Origin of the sequence: Nocardioides sp. NPDC057772, assembly GCF_042798075.1 — a bacterium.
In the GTDB taxonomy this organism is placed as follows: Bacteria; Actinomycetota; Actinomycetes; order Propionibacteriales; family Nocardioidaceae; genus Nocardioides.
This window is the reverse complement of record NZ_JBHVKN010000039.1, coordinates 1-25678: the sequence shown is the minus strand read 5'-3', so window position 1 is coordinate 25678 and position 25678 is coordinate 1. Positions and strand designations below refer to the sequence as shown.

The window sequence follows — 25678 nt, the reverse complement described above, 5'->3', positions numbered from 1 at the left end:
CATGGTGGAGATCAGCAGGACCGAGTACGCCGCGCTCTACGGTCCCACGACCGGTGACCAGGTGCGGCTCGGTGACACCGACCTGTGGATCGAGGTCGAGGACGACCTGACCGCGGGAGGCGAGGAGTCGGTCTTCGGTGGTGGCAAGTCGATCCGCGAGTCGATGAACCAGTCCACGGTGCCCCGGGCCGAGGGCGCTCTCGACACGGTGATCACCAACGCCGTCGTGCTCGACCACTGGGGCATCGTCCGGGCCGACGTCGGGATCCGCGGCGGGCGGATCGTCGCCCTGGGCCGCTCCGGCAACCCCGACATCGCCGACGGCGTCCACCCCGACCTGATCATCGGGCCGGGCACCGACGTGGTCAGCGGCGAGGGAAAGATCCTCACCGCCGGGGCGATCGACATCCACGTCCATCTCCTCTCCCGGTCCCAGATCGTCGAGGCGATCTCGACCGGCATCACGACCATCGGTGGGGGCGGCACCGGGCCCTCGGAGGGCTCCAAGGCCACCACCGTCACCCCCGGGCCGTGGCACCTGGAGACCATCCACCGAGCCCTCGACGACCTGCCCGTCAACCTGCTGCTGATGGGCAAGGGCAACACCGTCTCCGCCGCCGGGCTGGCCGAGCAGGCACTGGCGGGGGCCGCGGCCTACAAGGTCCACGAGGACTGGGGATCGACCCCGGCCGCCATCGACGCGGCTCTCCGTGCCGCTGACGAGCACGGCCTTCAGGTCGCGCTGCACTCCGACTCGCTCAACGAGGCTGGCTACCTGGAGTCGACGGTCTCCGCGATCGCCGGCCGCTCGATCCACGCCTTCCACGCCGAGGGCGCCGGGGGAGGGCATGCGCCCGACATCCTCTCGGTCGCCTCGCTGCCGTACGTCATCCCCGGCTCGACCAACCCGACCCTGCCGCACACCGTCAACACCGTCGCCGAGCACCTCGACATGCTGATGGTCTGCCACCACCTCAACCCCCGGGTACCCGAGGACCTGGCCTTCGCCGAGTCGCGGATCCGGGCGACCACCATCGCCGCGGAGGACGTGCTCCACGATCTCGGCGCGCTGTCGGTCACCTCCTCCGACGCCCAGGCGATGGGCCGCATCGGCGAGGTCGTCTGCCGCACCTGGCAGGTCGCCCATGCGATGAAGGCCCGGCTCGGGTCGTTGGGCGGTCCCGCCGACAACGTGAGGGCGAAGAGGTACGTCGCGAAGTACACGATCAACCCCGCCATCGCCCACGGCGTCGCCGCCGAGGTCGGCTCGGTGGAGCCCGGCAAGATGGCCGACCTGGTCCTGTGGGACCCGCGGTTCTTCGGCATCCGTCCCGAGGTCGTGATGAAGGCCGGCGTGCTGGTCTGGGGCGCCCTCGGCGACCCGAACGCCTCGATCCCGACCCCGCAGCCGGTGCTCATGCGACCGACGCTGGTCGGCCCGGGGGCCGACCATGCGGTCACCTTCGTCGCGCCCGCCGCGCTCGACGCCGGGCTCGCCGAACGCCTCGGCCTGCGCCGCCGCCTGGTCGGGATCGCGCCGACCCGGGCCATCGGCAAGGCGGACATGGTCAACAACTCCGCGACTCCCGAGATCCGGGTCGAGCCCGAGACCTTCCGCATCCATGTCGACGGCGAGCTGATCGAGCCCGCCCCCGCGACCGAGCTGCCGCTGACGCAGCTCTACTCGATGTTCTGAGCGGTTCTGAGCGCGATGTCCGAGGAGCTGCTCATGATGCTGCTGGCCGACGCCCGGCTTCCGGTCGCCGGTCACACCCAGTCCGGCCAGCTGGAGGCAGCCGTACGCTCCGGCCTGGCCGCTGAGCAGGTGCCCGTCTTCATGCGGTCGCGACTGGCCAGCGTGGCGCGGGTCGAGGCCGGCACCGCGGTGGTGGCGCTGCACCGGCTGCGCGCCGGCCTGCCGTTGCCACCCGTTGCCGAGGCCTGGGCGGCCCGCACCCCGGCAGCGCCGATGCGCGACACCTCGCGCACCCTCGGCCGGGCGCTGTTGCGGCTGGTCAGGCGCCTGTTCCCGGAGTCGGCGCATGTCGCCGAGGTGGCCGAACTCGAGCGGCCCTGCCGACCGCTCGTCCTGGCCGCGGCGGCCGCCAGCGGTGGCCTCGCGCCGGCGTCGCTCGGCCGGCTGGTGGCGTACGACGACCTGCAGACCGTCGCCTCGGCAGCCCTCAAGCTGCTGCCTCTCGACCCGCTCGACGCCACCTCGTGGGTGCGTGACCTGCTCCCCGATGCGGAACGGCTCGCCACCGAGGTGGCGCCACTCGCCGACCCTCACCAGATCCCGGCGCCCAGCGCGCCCCAGCTCGACCTGTGGGCGCTCGCCCACGCCGACACGACCAGGAGGTTGTTCAGTGCCTGAAACTGTGACGAAGGATGGGACGACGGATGGGACGACGGACGGCAGGGGACTGCGCATCGGGGTGTGCGGCCCCGTCGGGACCGGCAAGAGCTCGCTGATCGCGCTGCTGTGCCGCGAGCTCTCCGCCGACCTGGAGATCGGCGTGGTCACCAACGACATCTACACCGACGAGGACGCCCGCTTCCTTCGCTCCGCCGGGGTGCTCGACCCGGCCCGTATCAAGGCGGTCGAGACCGGCGCCTGCCCGCACACCGCCATCCGCGACGACGTCACCGCCAACCTGATCGCCGTCGAGGAGCTCGAGGAGGAGTTCGCGCCCCTCGACGTGGTCCTGGTCGAGTCGGGCGGCGACAACCTGACCGCCACCTTCTCCCCGGCGCTGGTCGACACCCAGATCTTCCTGATCGACGTCGCCGGTGGCGGCGACGTCGCCCGCAAGGGTGGTCCCGGCATCGAGCGTGCCGACCTGCTGGTGGTCAACAAGACCGACCTGGCTCCGTACGTCGGTGTCGACCCGGCCGCGATGGTCTCCGACGCGGGGTCGGTGCGCGAGGGCCGTCCGGTCATCGCCCTCTCCCGCACCGACCCGGCGTCGGTGAAGGCGCTGATCGGCTGGGTGAGGTCCGAGCTCGCCCGCCACCGCGGCGGGTCCCTCGTCCCGGTCGACCCGGGTCCGATGGCGCCGCACTTCCATGCCGACGGCACCAGCCACACCCACGAGCACGACGCCGAGCACGACGCCGAGCATGTCCACGACCACCAGCACGCCTGAGCTGGCCAACGGCTCTCTGACCCGGGTGCGGGTCGGGGCGGTCGGCGGCGGCCGGGTGCGGGTGCAGACCGAGGTCGCCGGTCCGGCGACCGCGCCGGCGCTGCGCCCGATGCTGCTCGCCAGCGACACCCGCTCGGCGCGGATCTCGCTGGTTCCCGACGGCGCGATGCTCCTGGCCGGCGACCAGATCATGGTCGCGGTCGAGGTGGGGGAGGGCGCGAGCCTGACCCTGGTCGAGCCGGCCGGGACGGTGGCGTACGACATGGACGGCGGCCGGGCGAGCTGGTCGGTCACGATCACACTGGCCGCGGGAGCGACCCTGGTCTGGCCCGGCGAGCCGTTCGTCGTCTCCGCCGGCGCAGACGTCACCCGCGACACCCGGATCACCCTCGCCCCGGGGGCGAGGGTCGCCCTGCGCGAGACCATCGTCCTCGGCCGCCACGGCGAGCGCCCCGGCCGGGTGAGCACCACCTGGGAGGCTCACGACCACGACGGCCGCCCCCTCCTGGTCGAGTCGCTCGACCTGGACGCGAGCTCGCTGGCCCCCGGGCTCCTCGGCCCCCACCGGGTGCTCGGATCGGTCACCGCGCTCGGGTGCGACCTGTCGCCCGACGCCTACCCGGACGGCCGGCTCGACCTGGAGCACGGCGGGACGCTGTGGCGCCACCTGGCGAGCGAGACCCATGAGCTCCCGGAACAGCCCTGGGAATGCGTCACGACTGGTTGAGGTTTCAACGGCGTGACTGAGATCGAGTTCGGCCTGGACACCTTCGGCGGGGTCACCCGCGACGCCGAGGGCAAGCCGCAGCACCACGCGCAGGTGATCCGCAACATCGTCGAGGAAGGGGTGCTCGCCGACCAGGTCGGGCTCGACTTCTTCGGGGTGGGGGAGCATCACCGCCGTGACTTCGCCGTCTCCAGCCCGGAGATGGTGCTCGCCGCCATCGCCTCCCGCACCGAGCGGCTGCGCCTCGGCTCTGCGGTCACCGTGCTCAGCTCCGACGACCCGGTGAGGGTCTTCGAGCGTTTCGCCACCCTCGACGCGGTGTCCGGCGGCCGCGCCGAGATCGTCGCCGGGCGCGGCTCGTTCACCGAGTCGTTCCCGCTGTTCGGCTTCGACCTGGCCGACTACGAGGAGCTCTTCGAGGAGCGCCTCGACCTGCTCGCCGCGCTGCTGAAGGAGGAGAAGGTCACCTGGGAGGGCCGCACCCGTGCGGCGCTCACCGACCAGGAGGTCTTCCCGCGCACCGAGAACGGTCTGACCGCCTGGGTGGGTGTCGGCGGCAGCCCGGAGTCGGTCGTACGCACCGCCCGCCACGGCTTCGGCCTCTTCCTCGCCATCATCGGCGGACCGGCCGACCGGTTCGCGCCCTACATCGACCTCTTCGAGCGCGCCCAGGACGAGTTCGGGGTGCCGCGGAAGCGGGTCGCCGTCCACTCGCCCGGCTTCGTCGCCGCGACGGACGAGCAGGCCCGCGAGACGGTCTACGAGGGCTGGCTGGCCATGCGCACCCAGATCGGCCGCGAGCGTGGCTGGCCGCCGCCGAGCCCCGGCGACTTCGAGCGCGAGATCGAGGGCGGCTCCCTCTACGTCGGCTCGCCCGAGACCGTCGCCCGGAAGCTGGCCGGCACCATCAAGGTGCTCGGCGTCGACCGGTTCGACCTGAAGTACGACCAGGGCCAGGTGCGTCACGAGGACCTGATGGGCTCGATCGAGCTCTACGGCACCCAGGTCGTGCCGCTCGTCAAGGACATGCTGGGCTGACTCGGTCCCCCGGCGCGGCCCGATCGATCAGCCCAGCCAGCTCGAGATCGGGTGGATCGCGAAGTAGACGGCGAACATGACCGCGACCAGCCACATCAGCGGGTGGACGGACCTGGCCTTGCCGCGCACGATCTTGATGAGCACGTAGGCCAGGAAGCCGGCGCCGATACCGACCGAGATCGAATAGGTGAACGGCATCAGCGCGATCGTCAGGAATGCCGGGAGGGCGATGTCCGGGTCGGCCCAGTTGATGTCCTTGACCTGCTGCATCATCAGGAAGCCGACCAGCACCAGGGCGGGCACGGCCGCCTCCGAGGGGATCACGGTGACCAGCGGCGCCAGGAACGTGGTGAGCAGGAACAGCACACCGGTCACGACCGCGGCCAGACCGGTCCGCGCGCCCTCGCCGACGCCAGAGGCCGACTCGACGTAGGAGGTGTTGGAGGAGACACCACCGGCACCACCGGCCGCGGCGGCCAGCGAGTCGACGACCAGGATCGAGCGCGTACGCGGCGGGGTGCCGTCCTCGCGCAGCAGCCCGGCCTCGGAGCCGATCGCGGTCATCGTGCCCATGGTGTCGAAGAAGTCAGCGAGCATGAGCGTGAAGATCAGCAGCACCGCGGTCACGATGCCGACGTTCTCGAAGGAGCCGAGCAGGTTGAACTCGCCCAGGGTCGCGAACGAGGGCCAGTCGATGATCTTGTCGGGCATCGCCGGCACGTTGAGCGCCCAGCCGGTCGGGTTCTCCGCGCTGCCCGCGCCGAGGTCCGCGACGGCCTCGACGATGATCGCCAGCACCGTGGTCGCCGCGATCGAGATCAGGATCGCGCCGCGCACCTTGCGCACCCACAGGGTGATGATCAGGACCAGGCCGATCACGAAGACCAGCACCGGCCAGCCCGCGAGCTGCCCGGTCGGGCCCAGCTGCACCGGCACGGTGGTGTTCGCGGCGTCGGGGATGCGGCGTACGAACCCGGCGTCGACGAAGCCGATCACCGCGATGAACAGGCCGATACCGACCGAGATCGCGGTCTTGAGCTCGCGCGGCACGGCATGGAAGACGGCCTCCCGGAACCCGGTGAGCACCAGCACGAGGATCACCAGACCCTCGATCACCACCAACCCCATCGCGTCGGCCCAGGTCATCTGCCCCGCGATCGAGAACGCCACGAACGCGTTGAGCCCCAGCCCGGTCGCCAGCGCCAGCGGGTAGTTGGCGACGAGACCCATCAGGATCGTCATCACACCCGCCACCAGCGCGGTGCCGGCCGCGATCGCGGCCAGGTTGTCGCCGCTCGTGCCACCGAGGAGGTCACCGTTCATGTCCTCCGCGAAACCCAGGATCAGCGGGTTCAGGGCGACGATGTAGGCCATCGTGAAGAAGGTGACCACGCCACCGCGGACCTCGCGCCCGACCGTCGAGCCGCGCGCGCTGATCTGGAAGAACCGGTCAAGAGCATGAGGACGTGCCGGAGTCGAAGTGCTCACGCCCCGCATCTTCGCAGATGGTGACGGTCCGTCGGAGCAGTCCCCGCGGGCCGCGGCGATCACATGTCAGTTGATCGTTCTCACCGGGCAGCGCGCGACGCCCGCCTTCGCGATGCGTACGTCGGCAGTGACGAGGGTGAGGTCGTGCGATTCGGCAACCGCGACGTAACCGGCGTCGTAGGCTGACAGGTTGCTGCGCAGCTCCCACATCCGCGTCAGACATGGGCCAGTAGGTGCGGTGATCACCGTGATCGCCTGGAGCCAGTGCAACGCCCGTTCCGCGTCCTGGCTGGTGAGCTTGCCGCCCAGGTGAAGCCCGCGGAAGACACTGAGCACCTCGGTGCGCCAGACCTCGGGGACGACCCATTCGGGATCGTCGGCGAGGAGTTTCGTCGCGGCGTTCACCCGAGGGTCGGCGTCGGGGTCTGCGAAGAGAAGCGTGACCGCGGAAGCGTCGGGGACGATCACGCAGCGCCCTCGGTGCGCTCGCCTCGGGCCGTGTCGCGGGCGGCGAGCACATCCTCGGTGGTGAACTTCGAGTCGCCGCGGCTGGCGACCACATGATCGATCAGGGCCTGGTTGTTGGCGAACGACGCCTCCCGGAGGACGACGTCGCGCAAGTAGGAGTTCAGCGACTGCCCACGATCCTTCGCGCGCTGGGCGAGGACGTCGCGTACGTCATCGGGGATGTCGCGGATCTGAAGATAGGCCATGCACTCATTATGAGTGCATGATGCATCCGTATCAAGTGGAACGTGGCGAGAACCCGCATGGCGGGCGCCATCCCGGGAGGAACGGCGTCCGCCGTGCGGGTTCAGGTGAGAGAAGGGTGAACTCAGGCGGTCCACTCGGGATAGTCGGTGTAGCCGGCCTCGCCGCCGCCGTAGAAGGTCGACAGGTCGGGCTCGTTGAGCGGCAGGCTCTGCTCCAGGCGCCGGGGCAGGTCCGGGTTGGCGATGAAGGTCCTCCCGAACGCGGCCGCGTCGATCAGGTCGGCCTCGAGCAGGCGGGCGGCCTTCTCCGGGGTGTAGGCGCCGGCGGCCACGATCGGGCCGGGGTGTGCGGCGCGCAGCTGCTTGCGGTAGTCGTCGGTCAGCTCCGGGCCGCCGGCCCAGTCGGGCTCGGACAGGTGCAGGAAGGCGATGCCGCGCTTGCCGATCTCGGCGGCGAGGTGGAGGCCCATCTCCGCGCCCTCGGGGTCCTCGAGGCCGTTGAAGGGGCCGATCGGGGAGATCCGGATGGCGACGTGCTCGGCGTCCCACTCGGCGACGACCGCGTCGAGCACCTCGAGAGTGAGCCGGGCGCGGTTGGCCAGGGAGCCGCCGTAGGAGTCGGTGCGCTCGTTGCTGCTGGCGCTGGCGAACTGGTGGAGCAGGTAGCCGTGGGCGGCGTGGATCTCGACCAGGTCGAAGCCGGCCTGACGGGCGTTGCGGGTGGCGCGGCGGTAGTCGTCGATCACGTCCGCGATCTCGGCGGTCTCCAGGGCACGGGGCGTGGGGCAGTTGACCCGCGTCGGGGTGCCGTCCTCGCCGCGTACGGTCGTGCGGTTGCGGTAGGGGAGCGCGGAGGCGCTGACCGGGAGGTCGCCGTCGTGGAACGACTCGTGGGAGACCCGGCCGGTGTGCCACAGCTGGGCCGCGATCCGGCCGCCCGCCTCGTGGACGGCGTCGGTGACGTGACGCCAGCCCGCGACCTGCTCGGCGGAGTAGATGCCCGGGGTGTCCATGTAGCCCTTGCCCTGCGGCGAGATCTGGGTGCCCTCGGAGATGATCAGCCCTGCCGAGGCGCGCTGCCGGTAGTAGTCGGCCATCAGCGGGTTGGGTACGTCACCAGGCTGGCTGGCGCGCATCCGGGTCAGCGGCGCCATCAGGACGCGGTTGGGGAGGGTCGTCGAGCCCAGGGTCAGCGGCGAGAAGAGTGAGGTCATGTGGCGCTGAACTGAGCGGTTGCTCATATTGTTCCCGGCGGCTGCGTCGAGGAGGCCGAGCCGGCGATCACCAGCGCTCCCATGACGCCCGCCTTGTCGCCGAGCTCGCTCGGCACGACGTCGAGCGCCGCGGCGGTGTCGGGCTGCGTGAAGCGGTCGATGGAGTCCTTGATCCCGAGGACGAACGACTCCGAGTGGCGCATCGTGTCGCCCACCACGATCAGCGCCGGGTTGAGGTGGTTGCAGAGGTCGGCCAGCACGCGTCCGACGGCGCGGCCGGCGTCGTCGAGGATCCGGTTGACCCGGATGTCGCCCTCCTGGGCGAGCTCGAGCAATCGCTCGACGCTGAGCGTCTCGTCGTAGGCCGGCTGCAGCAGCTCGACCAGGCGGGAGCCGCCGAACGCCTTCTCCAGGCAGCCGCGGTTGCCGCACCGGCAGATCGGGCCGTTGTCCTCGAAACGTACGTGGCCGATCTCCCCGGCGATCCCGGTGATGCCCCGGTAGAGCTTGCCGGCGAGGACCAGGCCGGCGCCGATGCCGCTGGAGGCCTTGACGTAGATGACGTCGTCGATGTCGCGGGCCGCGCCGTACTCGATCTCGGCGAGCGCGCCGAGGTTGGCGTCGTTCTCGATCTGGACGGGCAGGCCGATGCGGCGGGCGAGCTCCTCGCCGGGGGCCAGGTCCATCCAGTTGCCGAGGATGGGGGAGACGACGATGCCGCTGTGGGGGTCGACCGGGCCGGGGATGCCCATGCCGACGCCGAGGACCCGGTCGGTCCTCGGGTCGATGCCCGCCTCGGCCAGGCACTCGCGCACGAGCGCGGCGGCGCGGTCGATGGTCTCGACGGCGGAGTTGTCGACGTCGAGCCGGATCTCGTGCTCGACGAGCGGCTTCGCGGCCAGGTCGGCGACCGCGACCCGGACATGGCGGTGGCCGATGTCGACGCCGATGAGCGTGCCGGGGGAGCCGCTGATGGTGAGGAGCGAGGGCGGGCGACCGCCGCCCCGGGCCAGGGTGTCGCCGGCGGTCTCGACGATCTGCTCGGAGGCGAGCAGCTCCTGGACGATGCTCGACACGGTGCTGCGGGACAGCCCGGTGCGCTGGGCGAGCTCGGCACGGCTGACCGGCGCCGAGCGTCCCAGGAGGTCCAGCACCTGGGCACGGTTGGCGACGCGCAGCCGCGACTCCGGAGTGGTCATGCCGTGACTGTAGGGGATTATGTCGATTTGCGACAGATCTCAGGTTGAAAACGACCTGCGTTATGCGTTGACTCGACAGAATGCAGAGGCGTACGTTGTCCCGGCACGCGACCGCGAGTAACCCAGATCACACACCGACGTAGCGGTCGCGCAACCGGAGGACAAAGATGAACGCAACGCGAAAGGCCCTGGCCGCCGGCCTGGCCGCCCTGAGCCTGCTGGCGGTCTCCGCTTGCGGGGGCGAGAGCGAGAGCGGCAGCACCGATGAGGTGGAGGTCTTCACCTGGTGGGCCGAAGGTAGTGAGAAGGCCGGGCTCGACGCCCTGGTCAAGGTCTTCGACGAGCAGAACCCCGACCTGAAGTTCGTCAACGGCGCCGTCGCCGGTGGTGCCGGCAGCGACGCGAAGAACGTGCTCCAGTCCCGCCTGCAGAACGGTGAGCCGCCGGCCACCTTCCAGGCGCACGCGGGTGCCGAGCTGACCGACTACATCAACGCCGGCCAGATCGAGGACCTCACCGACCTCTACGAGGAGAAGGGCTGGAACGAGCGCTTCCCCGAGGGTCTTCTCGAGCGGCTGAAGCAGGACGGCGGCATCTACTCCGTCCCCTCGAACATCCACCGCGCCAACGTGATGTGGGCCAACCCTGCCGTCCTGAAGAAGGCCGGCATCGAGGCCAACAAGACCTACGACTCGCTCGACGCCTGGATCGCCGACCTGAAGGCGATCAAGGCCAAGGGCATCATCCCGCTCTCGATCGCGACCGACTGGACCCAGGTCCACCTCCTCGAGACCGTGCTCCTCGCCGATCTGGGCGTCGAGGCGTACAACGGCCTCTGGGACGGCACCACCGACTGGGGCGGCAGCGAGGTCGAGGCCGCGCTGGAGGACTACAGCACGCTCCTCTCGCTGACCAACACCGACCGCCAGGGTCTCGACTGGCCGGACGCCACCCAGCTGGTCATCGACGGCCAGGCCGCGTTCAACGTCATGGGTGACTGGGCCGAGGCGGCCTTCCAGGAGCAGAAGAAGACGCTCAACACCGACTACACCGCGGTCCCGGTCCCGGGCACCGACGGCGTCTTCGACTTCCTGGCCGACTCGTTCACGATGCCGGTGGACGGTCCCAACGAGGCCGGCACCGAGGCCTGGCTCGAGACCATCGCCAGCGACGAGGGTCAGGTCGCCTTCAACAAGGCGAAGGGCTCGATCCCGGCCAGCACCACGGCCGACACCGCCGACTTCGGTGAGTACCAGCAGACCGCGATCAAGTCGTGGAGCGAGGACGAGATCGTCTCCTCGCTCGCCCACGGCGCCGCGACCTCGGTCAACTGGCTGACCGACATCACCGCCGCGGTCGCGAAGTTCGGCAGCAACAACGACGTCGCCGAGCTCCAGGAGGGCCTCGTCGAGGCCGCCGAGGACAACAAGCCCGAGTAAGCGATTCCTCTTCTGGGCCGAGGGACTGCGGCCGCCCCCATGGGTCGCAGCCCCTCGGCCGCCCTTTGTGAAAGGACGGACACATGTCCTCCACGGTGCCCAGCGCCGGCAGGCGACCCAGAAGGGCCAGGGGCCGCATCGGCGGCCACGGGTGGGTCGCCCCGGTACTCCTGATCCTGCCGACCGTCATCGTCATCGGCGTCTTCGTCTACGGCCTCATCGGGTCCAACATCCACACCTCCCTGCAGGACCGCCACAACATCGGCCCGTCCCAGGGCTTCGCGGGTCTGGAGAACTACCGCGACCTGTTCACCGACGACGACTTCATCTACTCGTTGCGCAACCTGCTGCTCTACACCGCGACGTTCCTCGTCGGCACCCTGTGCCTGGGGTTTCTGTGGGCGTGGCTGCTGGAGCGCAAGGCCCGCGGCGAGTCCCTGTTCCGGGCCATCTACCTGTTCCCGATGGCGGTCTCGTTCGTCGCCTCCGGTGTGGTGTGGCGCTGGCTGCTCAACAACGCCGAGGGTGACCGCGCCTCCGGCCTGAACCGGCTCTTCGGGTCCCTCCACCTCGACTTCCTGCAGAACCCGTGGTGGACCAACGAGCGCTGGGGCATCCTGGCGATCGCCGTCCCCGCCATCTGGCAGCTCAGCGGCTATGTGATGGCGCTCTTCCTGGCCGGCTTCCGTGGCATCCCCGAGGAGCTGCGCGAGGCGGCCCGGATGGACGGCGCCTCGGAGTGGCAGCTCTACCGCCACGTCATCTTCCCGCAGCTGAGCCCGGTCGCCCTCTCGGCGATCATCATCATCGGCCACATGTCGCTGAAGGTCTTCGACCTGATCATGGCCATCGCGGGCCAGACGAACTACACGACCCAGGTGCCCGCCACCCAGATGTGGATCGAGTTCACCCGTGGCGACTACGCCAAGTCGGCCGCCATCGGCACGATCCTGCTCGTCATCGTGGCCATCCTGATCGTCCCCTACCTCGTCTCCACCTACCGTCAGGAGCGTCGCCGATGACCACTGATGTGACGACCGATGCCATCCCGGCAGCCGTCGCGACCAGGATCCCGGGCGAGCGCTCGCGCGGCGTCTGGCGCACCGTCAAGTACGTCCTGCTGATCCTCTTCGCCCTGGTCATCCTGCTCCCGGCGTACGTCCTGTTCGTGACCAGCTTCAAGGGGCTCGGCGACGCCACCCCGGCGAACGCCTGGAAGCTTCCCGAGTCCTGGGAGACGGCCGGCTGGTCGCGTGCCTGGGAGCAGCTCGGGCCGGCACTGGGGCGTACGTTCGCGATGGTCATCCCGGCCTCGATCATCTCCTCGGTGCTCGGGTCGATGAACGGGTTCGTGCTCTCCAAGTGGCGCTTCCCCGGTGCCGACGTGGTGTTCACGCTGATCCTGTTCGGGATGTTCATCCCCTACCAGGCGGTGATGGTGCCGCTGGTCCAGCTGATGAGCAACCTCGGCGTCCCGAACGGCGTGCCGAGCCTGATCGTGCTGCACGTGGTCTACGGCCTGCCGATCACCACGCTGATCTTCCGCAACTACTACGCCGGGGTCCCCGTCGAGCTCGTCGAGGCGGCTCGGGTCGACGGCGCCGGCATGCTCCGGACGTACGCCTCGATCATCCTGCCGATCTCGGCGCCGGCGTTCGTGGTGGTGCTGATGTGGCAGTTCACCTCGGCCTGGAACGACTACCTGTTCGCGCTGTTCTTCTCGACCTCGCGCAACGGGCCGGTCACGATCGCGCTCAACTTCCTGGCGAGCGGTCAGCTGCAGGACTACTCCGCCAGCATGGCGGGCGCGCTGATCGCGTCCGTCCCGACGCTGATCATCTACATCCTGCTCGGCCGCTACTTCGTCGGCGGCCTGATGGCCGGCTCGGTCAAGGGATGACCGGCCGATGAGGGAGCGATGATGGATCGATGATGGACATCGATGGCGAGTGCCGTCGGCTGGCCGGGTTCGCCCGGGCGTCGGCGGCCTCGGCCGCCGGGTTCTGGTGGCTGGACGAGTCCGGTCGCCCGGACCCGGCGGAGCCGGTGCACACCTGGATCACCGCTCGGATGACCCATGTCTTCGCGCTCGCTCATCTGCGCGGGGATCTCCCGGGCGACGCGGCGATCGCTCTCGCCGAGCACGGCATCCGGGCGCTGAACGGCGCCCTGCGTGACGACGAGTTCGGCGGCTGGTTCGCCTCGGTGTCGGGGGAGGGGGAGCCCGTCGGCACCCTCAAGGAGGCCTACGCCCACGCCTTCGTGGTCCTGGCTGCGAGCAGCGGTGTCGCGGCCGGTGTGCCCGGCGCGGACGCGCTGCTCGACGAGGCGCTGGGCGTGATGCAGCAGCACTTCCTCGACGACTCCGGCCGGGTGGTCGACAGCCTCGAGCGGGATCTTCGCTCCGGCGAGGCCTACCGCGGGGCCAACTCCAGCATGCACACCGTCGAGGCGTTCCTGGCCGCCGGCGACGTCACCGGCGACGCCGCCTGGCACCGCCGCGCGCTGGCGATCGCGGAGCACCTGATCCACGGTGTCGCCCGCTCGCACGGCTACGACCTGCCCGAGCACTTCGACCTCGGCTGGTCGCCCGTGCTCGACTACAACGCGGACCGTCCCGGCGACCCGTTCCGCCCCTACGGGTGCACGCCCGGACACCTGCTGGAGTGGTCGCGGCTGCTGCTGCACCTCGACGCGACCGTGCCGGACGCGCCGGCCTGGCTGGTCGAGGACGCCCGGGCACTCTTCGGGCGCGCGGTCGATGTCGGCTGGTCCGCCGACGGCGAGACCGGCTTCGTCTACACCACCGCCTGGGACGGCACCCCGGTCACCCGGCTGCGGCTGCACTGGGTGGCCGCGGAGGCGCTGGCCGCCGCCGGCGCGCTGCACACCCGCACCGGCGAGGCGCTCTACGACGAGTGGCGCCAGCGGTTCGAGGCCTACATCGAGACCCATCTGATCGACCGCGAGCTCGGCAGCTGGCACCACGAGCTCGACGAGCACAACCGTCCCTCGCACGTGATCTGGCACGGTAAGCCCGACGTCTACCACGCCTACCAGGCCCTGCTGCTCGCCCGGATGCCACTGGCTCCGGTGCTGTCGGTGCAGCTGCGCGAGGCGACGCGGCAGGGTCAGGCCGCCTGGAACGAGCGCCGCGAGAGCCCCAGCCCGTAGCCGTCCAGGGTCGTGGTGACCGGAGCCGTCGGGTCGGTCGCCGCGCCCAGGGTGACGAAGAGCGGGGTGAAGTGCTCCACGGTCGGATGGGCGTACGGCATGCCGGGGGCGGCGGTGCGGAACCGGGCCAGCTCGGCGACATCCCCACGGTCCAGGGCGTCCGCGGCCCAGGAGTCGAAGTCGGCCGACCAGCCGGCGGGCTTGTTCTCGGTCACCATCTCGCGGGTGATGAACGGCAGCCCGTGAGTCATGTGGCCCGAGCCGATCACGAGCACGCCTTCCTCGCGCAGCGGCCGCAGACGCTCGCCGAGGGCCAGCAGCTGGTCGGGGTCCTCGGTGGGCAGCGAGAGCTGGACGACCGGGATGTCGGCGGCCGGGTACATGATCTTCAGCGGCACCCAGGCGCCGTGGTCGAGACCGCGGCGGGTGTGCTGATGGGCGGTCTCGGTGTCGGGCATCAGCGCCGCGGTGGTGCGGGCGAGCTCGCTGGCGTCCGGGGTGTCATAGCGCACCGAGTGATAGATCGGGTCGAAGCCACTGAAGTCGTAGACCAGCTCGTCGGGGCGGGTCGCGCTGATCGAGAGCGGCGCCGACTCCCAGTGCGCCGAGATGACCAGGATGGCCTTCGGCCGGGGCAGCGAGCGTGCCCAGGAGTGCAGCGGGTCGAGCCACTCGGGGCTCTGCAGCGGCAGCGGACCGCCGCCGTGGGACAGGTAGAGGCTTGGCAGCGGTCCGTCGGCCGGTGTCCAGACGCGGTGCGGGTCGGTCGCCTCGCGCGCCTGGACGGCGCGCAGGTGCTGGGCGAACGGATGTGTCCGGGGGAGGCGGGCGTCCGCGGCGGCGGTCGTGCTCTCGGGTGCGGTGGTCATGGCGGTCTCCTGCGGCTCCTACGCAATAGTTGTCGCTTGAACTAACTCTAGGTGACCGTTGTTTGTTCCGTGCAACTTTCTGCGGCAGACTCCATGGGCGTGGGAGGCAACTGGCTGTCGCCGGCGGAGCGGGCGGCATGGGTGCGCCTGATCGCCGTGCTCGAGCTGCTGCCGGGTGCCCTCGACTCCCAGCTGCGTCGTGACGCGGGCCTGACCCACTTCGACTACGGAGTGTTGGCGATGCTCTCCGAGGCGCCCGAGCGGACCCTGCGGATGACGGAGCTGGCGGGCTACACCAACGCGACGCTGCCCCGGCTCTCCAACGTCGTCAAGCGCCTGGCCGACCGGGGTCTGATCGAGCGGCTCGCCTGCCCGGGTGACCGTCGGGCGACCAACGTACGTCTCACCGAGGTCGGCCACGAGAAGATGGTCGCCTCGGCTCCCGGTCACGTCGACGCCGTGCGGGAGTACGTCTTCGACTCGCTGAGTCCCGCACAGGTCGACCAGCTCGCCGAGATCGCGGGGAACATGCTCGAGCGGCTCGATCCGACCGGCGTGAAGCGGCCACCCCTCGACCCCGGGGCGGGCTGAGATCCGGTCCCAGGGATGGTGTCTGAGGGTGAAATCGGTTTAGGTTACCCTAACCTTGGTTGGCGGCTCGGCGCCGACCGCTCACCGAGCCAAACCTGAAGGAACAGTCGTGAACCGTCGTTTCCGCATGGCCCCCATCGCGGCCGCCGCAGCCGCCGCCACCCTTGCTCTCGCTGCCTGTGGTGCCTCGACCGAGGCGTCCGACGGGGAGGACGGCGCCGGGTCCGGCTTCGTCCACGAGGACGCCCGCGGCAAGACGATCGAGCTCGACGGCACGCCCGAGACCGTCGTCGCCCAGGCGAGCGCCGCGGCCGCGCTGTGGGACAACGGCTTCGAGGTCGACGGCGTCTACGGCGACCTTCCCGAGCCGCCGAACTACCTGACCGGCAACCTCGACGTCGCCGAGACGAAGGTCCTGGGCAAGGCCTGGGGCGAGTTCAACGTCGAGGAGTACGCCGCGATGAACCCCGACCTGCTGATCGACATGACCTTCGACGGAAAGAACCTCTGGTATGCCAGCGAGGTCGAGAAGCAGATCGACAAGCTGGCGCCTACCCTCGCCATGCCGCTGACCGGGCTCTCGGTGACCGAGCAGATCGAGGCGTTCCAGACGCTCGCCGAGGACCTCGGGGCCGACCCCGAGACCGACGAGGCCAAGGCCGAGTTCGAGGACGCCGTCGCGCGGATCAAGGCCGTGGTGAAGAAGAACCCCGACCTCACCGTGGTCGCGGCGTCGACCTACGGCGAGGAGATCTACTTCGCCAACGCGCCCGAGCACCCCGACCTCGCCTACCTGGCCGAGCTCGGCGTGAAGTTCCCCGAGGTGACCCCCGATGAGCAGGGCATCTTCGAGCCGGTCAGCCTGGAGAACATCAGCAAGTACCACGCCGATGTGCTCCTCATCGACGCCCGTGACCCCGGCGGCCTCGACGAGCTGAAGACGAAGGACATCTTCAAGCGGCTGCCCGCCGTCGCGGCCGGCCAGCAGGACCTCTGGTACCCCGCCGCGCCCTACAGCTACCAGGCCTACGCCGAGATGTTCAGCGGCTACGCCGAGCAGCTCGAGGCCGCTCAGGTCCTCGAGCAGAGCTGACGGGCAGAACGTGCGTCTCAGTGACCTCGCCCCGGGCGAGGCCGTCTCGGCGCGCGCGGACCACACCAGGGTGCAGGTCCCGCGCGGGACCGCACCCCTCGGGCTCCGTGCGGCAGCGGCGATCGTGGACCTCGCCCTCGTCGCGATGCCGCTGGCCGTCGGTGCGCTCGTCGTGCACTCGCTGCGCGACGCGAACGGTGGCGGCACCGTGGACCGCGTGGTCTTCGGCGGCTTCGCGCTCGCCGTCGCGGTGGCCGTCCTCGTCTGGAACCGCGGCTTCGCCCAGGGTCGGCGTGGTGCCTCCACGGGCCTGACCTGGCTCGGCCTGATCGCCCGAGGCCACGACGGCCGGCCCCTCGGCGTACGCCGCAGCCTGCTGTTGGGGCCACGACAGATCGTGCGCCGGGCCACCGCCATGGACGAGGGCTTCGCTGCCATCGAGGTCGACCTTCCGCCGGCGAAGCTGCGGCTGCGCCGGGTCGCCGGTCTCCTCGCGCTGCTGGTTCTCCTGGTCGTCCTGCTCCTGGCCAGCGTGGCGGTCGGCTCGCGACCGCTGAGCTTCGGCGAGATCTGGCACGGCCTGATCCCGCCCTACGACACGATGCCGACCGAGGCCGACCTGATCGTCCGCGACCTGCGTACGCCCCGGACGCTCCTCGGGCTCGTGACCGGCATCGCGCTCGGGCTCGCCGGCGGGCTCATCCAGGGGCACACCCGCAACCCGCTCGCCGACCCGGGTATCCTCGGCGTCAGCGCCGGCGCCGCGTGCGCGGTGGTCCTGGCGATCACGTTCCTCGGGGTGACGAGCGCGGTCGGCTACATCTGGTTCGCCCTCGCGGGGGCGCTGATCACCAGCCTCGTGGTCTTCGGGCTCGCGTCGGTCGGGAGCAGCAGCCCCTCCCCGGTCTCCCTCGTCCTCGGCGGTGCGGCCGTCGCGGCGTTTCTCTCGGCCGTCACCTCGGCCGTGGTGCTGCTCGACCAGGCGACGCTGGACGCCTACCGCTTCTGGATCGTCGGCTCCGTCGCCGGCCGGGGTCTCGAGATCCTGCTGCCGCTGCTGCCGTTCTTCGCCCTCGGCTTCGTGCTGGCGATGGTCAACGCGCCCGGTCTGAACGTCCTCAGCCTCGGCGAGGACGTCGCCCGGACCCTCGGCACGAGCGTCGCGTTGAACCGAGTCCTCGGCATCACCGCGCTCACCCTGCTCGCCGGCGCCGCGACCGCGGCCTGCGGCCCGATCGCCTTCATCGGCCTCGCCGTGCCTCACATCGCACGAGCGTTCACCGGGCCCGACTACCGGTGGCTGCTGCCGTGCTCCGCGCTGATCGGCGCCATCATGCTCATCACCTGCGACATCCTCGGCCGCGTCGCCGCGCGCCCGGGGGAGCTGCAGGTCGGCATCGTGCTCGCCGTGGTGGGCTCGCCGTTCTTCATCGCCCTCGTACGCCGCCGGAAGCTGGTGACCCTGTGACGACGACGCTCGTGCCCGGCCGCCCGCGCTTCGGGCGGGGACCGCTGACGCTGGTCTGGCGTCCGCGGCTGGTCGCGGTCGACCTGGCCCTCCTGGTGCTGGTCTTCCTGCTGGTCTGCCTCAACGTCGGCCGCGGTGACTACCCGATCAGCCTGCCCGACGCGGCCGCGGCGATCCTCGGTGGCGGGACGGACGCCGAGCGCTTCATCGTCTGGGACCTCCGGCTGCCGCGCTCGGTGGTCGGCCTTCTCGTGGGTGCCGGCTTCGGCATGTCGGGAGCGATCTGGCAGTCGATCACCCGTAACCCGCTCGCCAGCCCCGACCTGCTCGGCATCACCGCAGGCGCCAGCGCGGGTGCGGTCGCGGTGATCGTCTTCGGCGGCGCCGCCTTCCTGGGCGGCACCATCGGCGTCCCGGCCGCGGCCATGGCCGGCGGCCTGCTGACCGGCCTGGTGATCTACCTGCTCGCCTGGCGCCGGGGGATCGAGGGATTCCGGCTCGTCCTGATCGGGGTGGCGGTCAATGGCATCCTCCTCGCGCTGACCAACTGGATGCTCGTCATCGGCGAGATCTGGGACGCCCAGGAGGCGACCGTCTGGCTCAACGGGTCGCTCAACGGCAGGGGCTGGAGCGACGCCCTCCCCGCCGCGATCGGCCTCGGGGTCATCGGCGCGGTGGCGCTGGCCTCGACCTTCCAGCTCTCCGCCCTCAAGCTGGGCGACGACACCGCCCGCGCACTCGGGGTGCGGGTGCAGCTCAGCCAGTCGTTCCTGCTGATCGCCTCGGTCCTGCTGGCCGCCGTGTGCGTCACCGCGGCGGGCCCGGTCGGGTTCGTCGCCTTCGTCGCTCCCCAGGTCGCGCTCCGGATCGCCCGCACCCCGGGGCCACCGCTGCTCGCCTCCGCGCTCACCGGCGCCGCCCTGGTCGTCGGCAGCGACTACGTCGCGCGCGTGCTCCTGCCCGTCGAGCTCCCGGTCGGGATCGTCACCACCGCCATCGGAGGCCCCTTCCTGATGTATCTGATCATCCGCACCAACCGGAGGCTGTCTCGATGAGCACTCACCAGATCACGGCCGAGGACCTGGTGCTCGCCTACGGCGACCGGGTCGTCGCCGACGGCCTCACCACCGAGATCCCCGCGGGCAAGGTCACCACGATCATCGGCCCCAACGGCTGCGGCAAGTCGACTTTCCTGCGCGCGGTCGCGCGGCTGCTCCGGCCCAGGTCCGGGCAGGTTCTGCTCGACGGCAAGGCGATCACCTCGATGCGTACGCGTGAGGTGGCGAAGGTGCTCGGCATGCTGCCGCAGTCGCCGACCGCGCCCGAGGGCTTGACCGTCGCCGACCTGGTGGCCAAGGGCCGCCACCCGCACCAGTCGTGGCTGCGGCAGTGGTCCAGCGACGACGAGACCGAGGTCGAGGCCGCGCTGCGGCTGACCGGGATGCACGAGCTCGCCGCCCGCCCCGTGGACGAGCTCTCGGGTGGTCAGCGCCAGCGGGCGTGGATCTCCATGGCGCTGGCGCAGGAGACCGACATCCTGCTGCTCGACGAGCCGACGACGTACCTCGATCTGGCTCATCAGGTCGAGGTGCTCGACCTCGTCGACAAGCTCCACGCCGACCTGGACCGCACCGTCGTGATGGTCCTCCACGACCTCAACCTGGCGGTCCGCTACAGCGACCACCTGATCGTCATGCGCGCGGGTCGCATCGTCACCTCCGGTCCGCCCGACGAGCTCATCACCGCGGAGCTGCTCCGCGACGTCTTCGGCCTCGACAGCCAGGTCCTCGTCGACCCGGTCTCGGGCCGGCCGATGATCGTGCCGATCGGCGTACGCCGCTCGGCGCCCACCGTCCAGCACTGAAGCGCTGTACGGCCCCGGGAGTCCGGGGAACTCCACCACGAAAGGAACCATCGTGCGCAAGCACCTGTCCGGCGTCGCTGCCATGCTCGCCGCCGCCCTCGTCCTCACCGCCTGTGGCGGCAGCTCCTCGGACTCGGAGGCCACCGCCGAGACCCGCGAGGTCAAGCACGCCAAGGGTGTGGCCGAGGTCCCCGTCGCCCCGAAGCGGGTGGTGGTCCTGGACACCGGCGAGCTCGACGACGCCCTTGCGCTGGGCGTGAAGCCGGTCGGTGCCGTACGCGTCGACGTGGCCACCGACTTCCTCAGCTACCTCGGCGACCAGACCGAGGGGATCGAGGAGGTGGGCACCATCTCCGAGCCCAACCTGGAGAAGATCGCGGCGCTCGACCCCGACCTCATCCTCTCCAGCACCGTACGTCACGAGGCGATCTACGAGCAGCTGAACGAGATCGCCCCGACCGTGCTCGCCCCCGACCTCGGCGACACCTGGAAGGACAACTTCCTGCTCTACGCCGACGCGCTCAACAAGACCGCCGAGGCGAAGAAGATGCTCGTCGACTTCGAGAGCGACGCGGCCGCCCTCGGCGAGACCGTCGGCACCGGCAAGACGCTCTCGATCGTCCGGTTCCTCCCGGGCCAGATCCGGCTCTACTCCGACAAGTCGTTCAGCGGCGTCATCCTCGACGACATGGGCCTGACCGTCCCCGAGCAGGCCGTGGGCGAGGACACCTACCTCGAGGTCTCGCCCGAGCAGGTCACCACCGCCGATGCCGACTTCGTCTACGTCAGCACCTACGGTCCCGAGGGCGACACCGACAAGGCCACGGTGCTCGGCGGTCCGCTGTGGAAGCGCATCCCCGCGGTTCAGGCCGGCCGCGTCCACGACATCAACGACGACCTGCTCAGCGGCATCGGGATCCAGGCCGCCCAGCACATCCTCGCCCAGTTCGAGAAGGAGCTCGGCTGAGGTAGTCCTCAGCCGTCCTCGTGCGGCCGGTGCAGCCACACCTCGCCGTCGAGCTCGAGCGCGATCACGGTGCACAGCGGGTCGAGGTCGTCGTCGGTGGTGAACACGTACTCCCAGCCCGGGACCTCGTGGAGCCCGCCGATGCGCTGATGCTCGAGCTCGGTGCCGGTGCCGAGGACGTAGGCCTTCAGGACCTGGTTGCGCAGGCCGCGGACCACCACGTAGTCGTTGGGCCGGTCGAGGACGTAGAGGAACAGGGTCCGGCCGTCGTCGGAGACGGCGGTCGGACCGTAGAAGTGGCCGTGAGGAAGGCCGCGGCGGATGCCGCGGACCGCGGGGGAGTGGCGGGCGACCCACGCGCCGAGCGCCTCGAGGCGCTCGGTCTGCTCGGGCGTGATGGTGCCGTCCTCGCGCGGGCCGACGTCGAGCAGCAGGTTGCCGCCACCGCCGATCGTCTCGACGAAGGTGCGCACGATCTGGCGTGGTGACTTGTGGTTGTGGTCCTGCGGCTGCCAGCCCCAGGAGTCGTTGATCGTCAGGCAGAGTTCCCACGGGCCCTCCGGCGGCTCCACCGGAACGCCCTGTTCCGGCGTGATGTAGTCGCCGTGGCCGAGCATCCGGCCGTTGACGACCATCTCGGGCGCGAGCTCGCGCAGCTCCTCTCGCAGCTCACGCATCCGCCACTGCCGCTCGTCGCGCTCCCACTCCCCGTCGAACCAGAGCAGGTCCGGGGCGAAGCGGGTCACCAGCTCCCGGATCTGGGTGCGGTGGAAGTCCAGGTAGCGCTCCCAGCGCTCGGGCTGCTCCGACCCCGGCCGGGGGACGGCGTAGGGGTTGTCCTGCACGACGGGATGCTGCACCTCCGGCCGCACGGTCGCGTAGTCCGGGTGCGACCAGTCGAGGTGGGAGAAGTAGATGCCGACCTTGAGCCCCCGGCGGCGTACGGCCTCGACGAACTCGGCGACGAGGTCGCGGCCGGCCGGAGCCCGCTTGACCACAGACAGGTCGTTGGCGTCGGTGTCATAGAGGGCGACGCCGTCGTGATGCTTGGCGGTGAGCACGGCGTAGGTCGCCCCGGCCCGCTCGAAGAGCTCCGCCCAGGCCTCGGCGTCGAACTCCGAGGCGGTGAAGCGGTCGACCTGGGCCATGTAGTCGGCGTAGGGGACCCGGCCGTCGTAGAACGACCAGGACTCGGCGACGCCGTCGACGCTGTAGATGCCCCAGTGGACGAAGATCCCCAGCTGCGCCTCGGGGAACCAGGAGGCGATCGGCATGCCTCCTACCCCACGTGTCCTGCGACCGCGGCGCGGGTGTGCTCGAGGGCGCGCTCGCGCAGCGTGGTGCCGCCGCCGGTGACGATGCCGATGCTGAAGCCGTCCCACATCGCCCGCAGGCGCTCGGAGACCGCTTCGCGCTCGGGCACCTCGGGGAGCGCAGCGGCGAAGAGGCGGACCAGGTCTGCGTGCCACTCGTCGTCCATCGCGCGCTGCGCGGCGGCGAGCTCGGCGTCGTAGGGCGCGCGCGCCCACAGCTCGAGCCAGAGGAGCCAGCGCGGGTCGCGCTCGTCGAGCGCGAGGTAGACGTCGACGAAGGACAGCAGCGCCTCGACGCCCCCGGACCTGTCCTTCTCGACCTTCTCCAGGATCGGGGCCCGCTGGGCGGCGTACTCGTTCTCGCTCCAGCGCAGGGTCTCCAGGAGCAGGCCGTTGCGGGTGCCGAAGTAGTAGAGGAGATGGCCGCCGCTGGTGCCGAGCCGGGCGGCGAGCGAAGCCATCGTCACCTTGGCGAGCCCCTCCTCGGCCACCATCTCCAGCGTTGTCGCGAGCACCTGCTCGCGCGGTCGTTCCAGGCGTCTGTTGGAGCGTGTGCGCGTCACCTCGACAGTGTCTCCTTGTGCTCGCTGGGTGAAATCTTCGGTCCCACCCCTTGACTCTAGCGGTGATCTGGGTCACTTTGAATGCCGTTCAAAGTTTTGTACAGCGTTCAAAACTCGCTGTACCCTCATGCCAAGGAGAACCGCGATGATCGAATCCATGCAGGTGAGCCCGGAAGAGGTGACGCCGGCGCACGAGCGGCGCCGGCTCGCGCGGGTGCTCGGGCCCGGTGCTGCGGTTCTGCTGGTGCTCTCGTGCATCACGCCCGCCTCGAGCCTGTTCATCATCGTCCCGGAGCTGTTCGCGACCCAGGGGAGCGGCGCGGTGCTGGCCGTCGTGGCCGGCTTCGCGGTCTCGGTCGCGATCGCCGCCTGCTACGCCGAGCTCGGCACCCGCACCGCCAGCTCCGGCGGTGAGTACGCGATGGTCACCCAGACGCTCGGCAAGTCGATGGGCTGGCTGACGTTCTCGCTGGCCGGCGTGCTGCTGTGGCTCATCCCGCCGATCTTCGCCCTCGGCACCGCCGACTACCTGGCCGACCTGGTGGAGCTGCCCCGGGCTGCGACCGGCGCGATCGTGATGCTCCTCTCGACCGCCACCGCGATCCTCAACATCAAGGCCAACGCGGTCGTCACCGGCACCTTCCTCGCGCTCGAGATCGTCGCCGCCGTCGTCGTCACCGTGCTCGGCCTCGGCCACATCCAGCGCGGACCCGGCGAGCTGGTGACCCCGCACGTCATCGGCGAGAACGGCCTGGAGCCCTTCACCCTGGCGATCCTCGTCTCCGGCCTCGCCGTCAGCACGTTCCTGGTCAGCGGCTTCGGCACCACCGTCTACCTCTCCGAGGAGATCGTCGACCCGCGTCGCAACGTCGCCCGCGTGGTCTTCTGGACCCTCGGCCTGGGCGGCCTGGTCATTCTCGTCCCCACCATCACCACCGTCCTGGCGGTCGACGACCTCAGCGACCTCGCCTCCGGCAACTTCTCCCAGTGGGTCGCGGCCTGGGGCGGCGAGCGTGTCGCCGTCGCGGTGAACGTCGCCATCGCCATCGCGATCCTCAACGCCGTCATCGTGATGGTGCTGCAGAACGCCCGCGTCGTCTACGCCTCCGCGCGGGACCGCTCCTGGCCCACGCCGGTCAACGCCGTGCTCACCAAGCTGCACCGCCGCTACGCCACCCCGTGGCTGGCCACCCTCGTCATCGGTGTCCCCGGTGCGATCCTCGCCGGTGCCGTCGAGATCGAGGCGCTGCTCGGCGTGACCTCGGTGGTCATCTCCACGATGTACGTCGTCGTCGCCATCGCCGCGCTCCGCGCCCGTCGTCAGGCGCCCGCCGAGGGCTGGCGGATGCCGCTGTGGCCGCTGCCACCGCTGGTCGTGATCGGCGCGATCGGCTACGCGCTCGCCGGGTCCGCCCGGACGGACATCCTGATCACGGCCGGGATCGTGGTCGCCGCCCTCGCCTACTACTACGTCTACCTCGCCCGCCGGCCAGGCGAGCGGTTCCTCGTCGTCGACCCGACCGAGGACTGAGACCTCCAACGAACCAGAGAATCGAACGAGAGAGAAGAACGCCATGGCTCGCTACGGAACCCAGTTCGGCCCCGACATCACCTTCTTGGGTGTCGACCGGTGTGACTGGGCCGACCCCGCGACGTACGAGGGTGCCGATGTGGTCATCCTCGGCGCCCCCTTCGACGGAGGTACGTCGCACCGGTCGGGCACCCGGTTCGGCCCGCAGTTCATCCGGCAGACGTGCTACCTGGCTCACGACGGCTCACGGCCCTCGCTGGCGATGCGGGTCGACGCGCTGCAGGACATCCGCGTGCTGGACGCGGGTGACGTGGAGATGTTCTCCGGCGACGCCGAACGCTCGGTGCGCGACCTGCAGGAGGCCGTCCACGCCGTGACGAGCAACGGCGCCATCCCGCTGGTGCTGGGCGGCGACCACACGATCGCCTGGCCCGACGCCGCCGGCGTCGCCCAGCACATCGGTCAGGGACGCGTCTCGATGATCCACTTCGACGCACACGCCGACACCGGGGACATCGAGTTCGGCTCGCTGATCGGCCACGGCCAGCCGATGCGCCGGCTCATCGAGTCCGGGGCGCTGCGCGGCGACCGGTTCCTGCAGATGGGCCTGCGCGGCTACTGGCCCGAGCCCGAGACGCTGGACTGGATGGCCGAGCAGGGTATGCGGTCCTACGAGATGACCGAGATCGTGCACCGCGGCCTGGAGGAGTGCCTCACCGAGGCCTTCACCATCGCCACCGACGAGTGCGACGGCGTCTTCCTCTCGGTCGACATCGACGTCTGCGACCCCGGCCACGCCCCTGGCACCGGCACCCCGGAGCCGGGCGGCCTGACCGCCCGCCAGTTGCTCGACGCGGTCCGCCGGATCGCCTACGAGCTCCCCGTGGTCGGGATCGACGTGGTCGAGGTGTCCCCGCCCTACGACCACGCCGACATCACCTCGTTCCTCGCCAACCGGGTCGTCCTCGAGGCGCTCTCGGGCATCGCCCGCCGCAAGCGCGACCAGGCCGACGGGACCCGCTGGGACCCGAGCCTCCCGCTGCTCGCCCAGCGCCCGGACCGGCGCCCCACCGATACACAGGAGAACTGACATGACCACCCATGACGTGATCGTGGTCGGCGCCGGCGTGACCGGCCTGACCGCGGCCTGGCGGCTCGCGCAGGCGGGCCAGGACGTGCTCGTCCTGGAGGCGCGTGACCGCGTCGGCGGCCGGCTGCGCACCGAGGCGCACGGCGCGCCCGGCGCCGAGGCCGACTTCGAGATCGGCGGCCAGTGGGTCT

At 70.6% G+C, this 25678-nt stretch carries 26 protein-coding genes; 18 read left to right on the top strand and 8 right to left on the bottom strand.

The features are described from left to right. Position 1: 1 nt before the first annotated feature. Genes ACFVJS_RS09690 through ACFVJS_RS09670 form a run of 5 tightly spaced genes read left to right on the top strand, consistent with a single transcriptional unit; the run spans position 2 to position 4911 of the window. On the top strand, positions 2 to 1696 hold the full coding sequence (locus ACFVJS_RS09690) for an urease subunit alpha (RefSeq protein WP_378878833.1): 1695 nt from the start codon (positions 2 to 4) through the stop codon (positions 1694 to 1696). A 15-nt stretch (positions 1697 to 1711) separates the two neighbouring features. Beyond that, a complete protein-coding gene (locus ACFVJS_RS09685) occupies positions 1712 to 2374 on the top strand; it encodes an urease accessory UreF family protein (RefSeq protein WP_378878832.1) in 663 nt (220 codons plus the stop codon). Further along, positions 2367 to 3146, top strand: a complete 780-nt coding sequence (ureG, locus tag ACFVJS_RS09680) for an urease accessory protein UreG (RefSeq protein ID WP_378878830.1) — start codon at positions 2367 to 2369, stop codon at positions 3144 to 3146. Before ACFVJS_RS09685 ends, ureG begins: the two co-directional genes overlap by 8 nt. Next, the gene (locus ACFVJS_RS09675) at positions 3121 to 3873 is read left to right on the top strand and encodes an urease accessory protein UreD (RefSeq protein ID WP_378878828.1); all 753 of its coding nucleotides are present in this window, start codon (positions 3121 to 3123) and stop codon (positions 3871 to 3873) included. The genes ureG and ACFVJS_RS09675 overlap by 26 nt, the downstream gene beginning before the upstream one ends. Before the next feature lie 12 nt (positions 3874 to 3885). After that, entirely contained in the window at positions 3886 to 4911 is a 1026-nt protein-coding gene (locus ACFVJS_RS09670) for an LLM class flavin-dependent oxidoreductase (protein WP_378878827.1), read from the top strand. Positions 4912 to 4938: 27 nt separating this feature from the next. On the opposite strand, the gene ACFVJS_RS09665 is transcribed toward ACFVJS_RS09670, so the two are convergent. The 5 genes from ACFVJS_RS09665 to ACFVJS_RS09645 all read right to left on the bottom strand — a co-directional run bounded on the left by ACFVJS_RS09665 (position 4939) and on the right by ACFVJS_RS09645 (position 9525). Further along, positions 4939 to 6408, bottom strand: coding sequence for an NCS2 family permease (locus ACFVJS_RS09665; protein ID WP_378878826.1), 1470 nt, complete (start codon positions 6406 to 6408; stop codon positions 4939 to 4941). Between the two features lie 57 nt (positions 6409 to 6465). Then, entirely contained in the window at positions 6466 to 6867 is a 402-nt protein-coding gene (locus tag ACFVJS_RS09660) for a type II toxin-antitoxin system VapC family toxin (RefSeq protein ID WP_378878824.1), read from the bottom strand. After that, a complete protein-coding gene (locus ACFVJS_RS09655) occupies positions 6864 to 7112 on the bottom strand; it encodes a hypothetical protein (protein WP_378878822.1) in 249 nt (82 codons plus the stop codon). The genes ACFVJS_RS09660 and ACFVJS_RS09655 overlap by 4 nt, the downstream gene beginning before the upstream one ends. A gap of 122 nt (positions 7113 to 7234) precedes the next feature. Further along, on the bottom strand, positions 7235 to 8326 hold the full coding sequence (gene nemA, locus ACFVJS_RS09650) for an N-ethylmaleimide reductase (protein ID WP_378878820.1): 1092 nt from the start codon (positions 8324 to 8326) through the stop codon (positions 7235 to 7237). Positions 8327 to 8349: 23 nt separating this feature from the next. After that, the gene (locus tag ACFVJS_RS09645; protein ID WP_378878818.1) at positions 8350 to 9525 is read right to left on the bottom strand and encodes an ROK family transcriptional regulator; all 1176 of its coding nucleotides are present in this window, start codon (positions 9523 to 9525) and stop codon (positions 8350 to 8352) included. A 167-nt stretch (positions 9526 to 9692) separates the two neighbouring features. Here ACFVJS_RS09645 and ACFVJS_RS09640 point away from each other — a divergent pair, with 167 nt between their 5' ends. From ACFVJS_RS09640 to ACFVJS_RS09625, 4 genes are all read left to right on the top strand, one after another. Further along, positions 9693 to 10964: an ABC transporter substrate-binding protein gene (locus tag ACFVJS_RS09640; protein WP_378878816.1), complete on the top strand. Its 1272-nt coding sequence runs from the start codon at positions 9693 to 9695 to the stop codon at positions 10962 to 10964. A gap of 83 nt (positions 10965 to 11047) precedes the next feature. Next, entirely contained in the window at positions 11048 to 11986 is a 939-nt protein-coding gene (locus ACFVJS_RS09635) for a carbohydrate ABC transporter permease (RefSeq protein WP_378878814.1), read from the top strand. Continuing rightward, a complete protein-coding gene (locus ACFVJS_RS09630) occupies positions 11983 to 12864 on the top strand; it encodes a carbohydrate ABC transporter permease (protein ID WP_378878812.1) in 882 nt (293 codons plus the stop codon). Before ACFVJS_RS09635 ends, ACFVJS_RS09630 begins: the two co-directional genes overlap by 4 nt. A 32-nt stretch (positions 12865 to 12896) precedes the next feature. Next, positions 12897 to 14138 (top strand): AGE family epimerase/isomerase, encoded by a 1242-nt coding sequence (locus ACFVJS_RS09625; RefSeq protein ID WP_378878810.1) that lies wholly within the window; start codon positions 12897 to 12899, stop codon positions 14136 to 14138. Here ACFVJS_RS09625 and ACFVJS_RS09620 read toward each other — a convergent pair. Next, positions 14096 to 15007: a dioxygenase gene (locus ACFVJS_RS09620; RefSeq protein ID WP_378878808.1), complete on the bottom strand. Its 912-nt coding sequence runs from the start codon at positions 15005 to 15007 to the stop codon at positions 14096 to 14098. The two genes, ACFVJS_RS09625 and ACFVJS_RS09620, sit on opposite strands and share 43 nt — an antisense overlap. A 93-nt stretch (positions 15008 to 15100) precedes the next feature. Between ACFVJS_RS09620 and ACFVJS_RS09615 the strand changes: the two genes are divergently transcribed. The 6 genes from ACFVJS_RS09615 to ACFVJS_RS09590 all read left to right on the top strand — a co-directional run bounded on the left by ACFVJS_RS09615 (position 15101) and on the right by ACFVJS_RS09590 (position 20990). Then, complete coding sequence (locus tag ACFVJS_RS09615; protein WP_378878806.1) at positions 15101 to 15598, top strand: MarR family winged helix-turn-helix transcriptional regulator; 498 nt, start codon at positions 15101 to 15103, stop codon at positions 15596 to 15598. Positions 15599 to 15707: 109 nt separating this feature from the next. Beyond that, entirely contained in the window at positions 15708 to 16691 is a 984-nt protein-coding gene (locus tag ACFVJS_RS09610) for an ABC transporter substrate-binding protein (RefSeq protein WP_378878804.1), read from the top strand. A gap of 10 nt (positions 16692 to 16701) precedes the next feature. Continuing rightward, on the top strand, positions 16702 to 18159 hold the full coding sequence (locus ACFVJS_RS09605; RefSeq protein WP_378878803.1) for a FecCD family ABC transporter permease: 1458 nt from the start codon (positions 16702 to 16704) through the stop codon (positions 18157 to 18159). After that, on the top strand, positions 18156 to 19214 hold the full coding sequence (locus ACFVJS_RS09600; protein WP_378878802.1) for a FecCD family ABC transporter permease: 1059 nt from the start codon (positions 18156 to 18158) through the stop codon (positions 19212 to 19214). Before ACFVJS_RS09605 ends, ACFVJS_RS09600 begins: the two co-directional genes overlap by 4 nt. After that, positions 19211 to 20023, top strand: a complete 813-nt coding sequence (locus tag ACFVJS_RS09595) for an ABC transporter ATP-binding protein (protein ID WP_378878800.1) — start codon at positions 19211 to 19213, stop codon at positions 20021 to 20023. Before ACFVJS_RS09600 ends, ACFVJS_RS09595 begins: the two co-directional genes overlap by 4 nt. 52 nt (positions 20024 to 20075) lie before the next feature. Then, a complete protein-coding gene (locus ACFVJS_RS09590) occupies positions 20076 to 20990 on the top strand; it encodes an ABC transporter substrate-binding protein (protein WP_378878798.1) in 915 nt (304 codons plus the stop codon). Positions 20991 to 20998: 8 nt separating this feature from the next. Here ACFVJS_RS09590 and ACFVJS_RS09585 read toward each other — a convergent pair whose 3' ends face one another. Both ACFVJS_RS09585 and ACFVJS_RS09580 read right to left on the bottom strand, forming a co-directional pair. Continuing rightward, a complete protein-coding gene (locus tag ACFVJS_RS09585) occupies positions 20999 to 22264 on the bottom strand; it encodes an alpha-L-fucosidase (protein ID WP_378878796.1) in 1266 nt (421 codons plus the stop codon). A gap of 5 nt (positions 22265 to 22269) precedes the next feature. Next, on the bottom strand, positions 22270 to 22866 hold the full coding sequence (locus tag ACFVJS_RS09580; RefSeq protein ID WP_378878794.1) for a TetR/AcrR family transcriptional regulator: 597 nt from the start codon (positions 22864 to 22866) through the stop codon (positions 22270 to 22272). A 145-nt stretch (positions 22867 to 23011) separates the two neighbouring features. Here ACFVJS_RS09580 and ACFVJS_RS09575 point away from each other — a divergent pair, with 145 nt between their 5' ends. The 3 genes from ACFVJS_RS09575 to ACFVJS_RS09565 form a co-directional block, all read left to right on the top strand. Continuing rightward, complete coding sequence (locus tag ACFVJS_RS09575) at positions 23012 to 24397, top strand: APC family permease (RefSeq protein WP_378878792.1); 1386 nt, start codon at positions 23012 to 23014, stop codon at positions 24395 to 24397. A gap of 43 nt (positions 24398 to 24440) precedes the next feature. Further along, positions 24441 to 25487 carry an agmatinase gene (speB, locus tag ACFVJS_RS09570; protein ID WP_378878791.1) on the top strand — a complete coding sequence of 349 codons (1047 nt, stop codon included), beginning with the start codon at positions 24441 to 24443 and terminating at the stop codon, positions 25485 to 25487. 1 nt (position 25488) lies between these two features. After that, on the top strand, positions 25489 to 25678 hold a 190-nt coding region (locus ACFVJS_RS09565), incomplete at its 3' end, for an FAD-dependent oxidoreductase (protein WP_378878789.1).

What these genes read in the sequence shown, in the direction of transcription:
- ACFVJS_RS09690 (WP_378878833.1), top strand. Translation starts at nt 2, where the DNA reads ATGGTGGAGATCAGCAGGACCGAGTACGCCGCGCTCTACGGTCCCACG.
- ACFVJS_RS09685 (WP_378878832.1), top strand. Translation starts at nt 1,712, where the DNA reads ATGTCCGAGGAGCTGCTCATGATGCTGCTGGCCGACGCCCGGCTTCCG.
- ACFVJS_RS09675 (WP_378878828.1), top strand. Translation starts at nt 3,121, where the DNA reads ATGTCCACGACCACCAGCACGCCTGAGCTGGCCAACGGCTCTCTGACC.
- ACFVJS_RS09665 (WP_378878826.1), bottom strand. Translation starts at nt 6,408, where the DNA reads ATGCGGGGCGTGAGCACTTCGACTCCGGCACGTCCTCATGCTCTTGAC.
- ACFVJS_RS09655 (WP_378878822.1), bottom strand. Translation starts at nt 7,112, where the DNA reads ATGGCCTATCTTCAGATCCGCGACATCCCCGATGACGTACGCGACGTC.
- nemA (WP_378878820.1), bottom strand. Translation starts at nt 8,326, where the DNA reads ATGACCTCACTCTTCTCGCCGCTGACCCTGGGCTCGACGACCCTCCCC.
- ACFVJS_RS09645 (WP_378878818.1), bottom strand. Translation starts at nt 9,525, where the DNA reads ATGACCACTCCGGAGTCGCGGCTGCGCGTCGCCAACCGTGCCCAGGTG.
- ACFVJS_RS09640 (WP_378878816.1), top strand. Translation starts at nt 9,693, where the DNA reads ATGAACGCAACGCGAAAGGCCCTGGCCGCCGGCCTGGCCGCCCTGAGC.
- ACFVJS_RS09635 (WP_378878814.1), top strand. Translation starts at nt 11,048, where the DNA reads ATGTCCTCCACGGTGCCCAGCGCCGGCAGGCGACCCAGAAGGGCCAGG.
- ACFVJS_RS09630 (WP_378878812.1), top strand. Translation starts at nt 11,983, where the DNA reads ATGACCACTGATGTGACGACCGATGCCATCCCGGCAGCCGTCGCGACC.
- ACFVJS_RS09625 (WP_378878810.1), top strand. Translation starts at nt 12,897, where the DNA reads ATGGACATCGATGGCGAGTGCCGTCGGCTGGCCGGGTTCGCCCGGGCG.
- ACFVJS_RS09620 (WP_378878808.1), bottom strand. Translation starts at nt 15,007, where the DNA reads ATGACCACCGCACCCGAGAGCACGACCGCCGCCGCGGACGCCCGCCTC.
- ACFVJS_RS09615 (WP_378878806.1), top strand. Translation starts at nt 15,101, where the DNA reads ATGGGCGTGGGAGGCAACTGGCTGTCGCCGGCGGAGCGGGCGGCATGG.
- ACFVJS_RS09595 (WP_378878800.1), top strand. Translation starts at nt 19,211, where the DNA reads ATGAGCACTCACCAGATCACGGCCGAGGACCTGGTGCTCGCCTACGGC.
- ACFVJS_RS09585 (WP_378878796.1), bottom strand. Translation starts at nt 22,264, where the DNA reads ATGCCGATCGCCTCCTGGTTCCCCGAGGCGCAGCTGGGGATCTTCGTC.
- ACFVJS_RS09575 (WP_378878792.1), top strand. Translation starts at nt 23,012, where the DNA reads ATGATCGAATCCATGCAGGTGAGCCCGGAAGAGGTGACGCCGGCGCAC.
- speB (WP_378878791.1), top strand. Translation starts at nt 24,441, where the DNA reads ATGGCTCGCTACGGAACCCAGTTCGGCCCCGACATCACCTTCTTGGGT.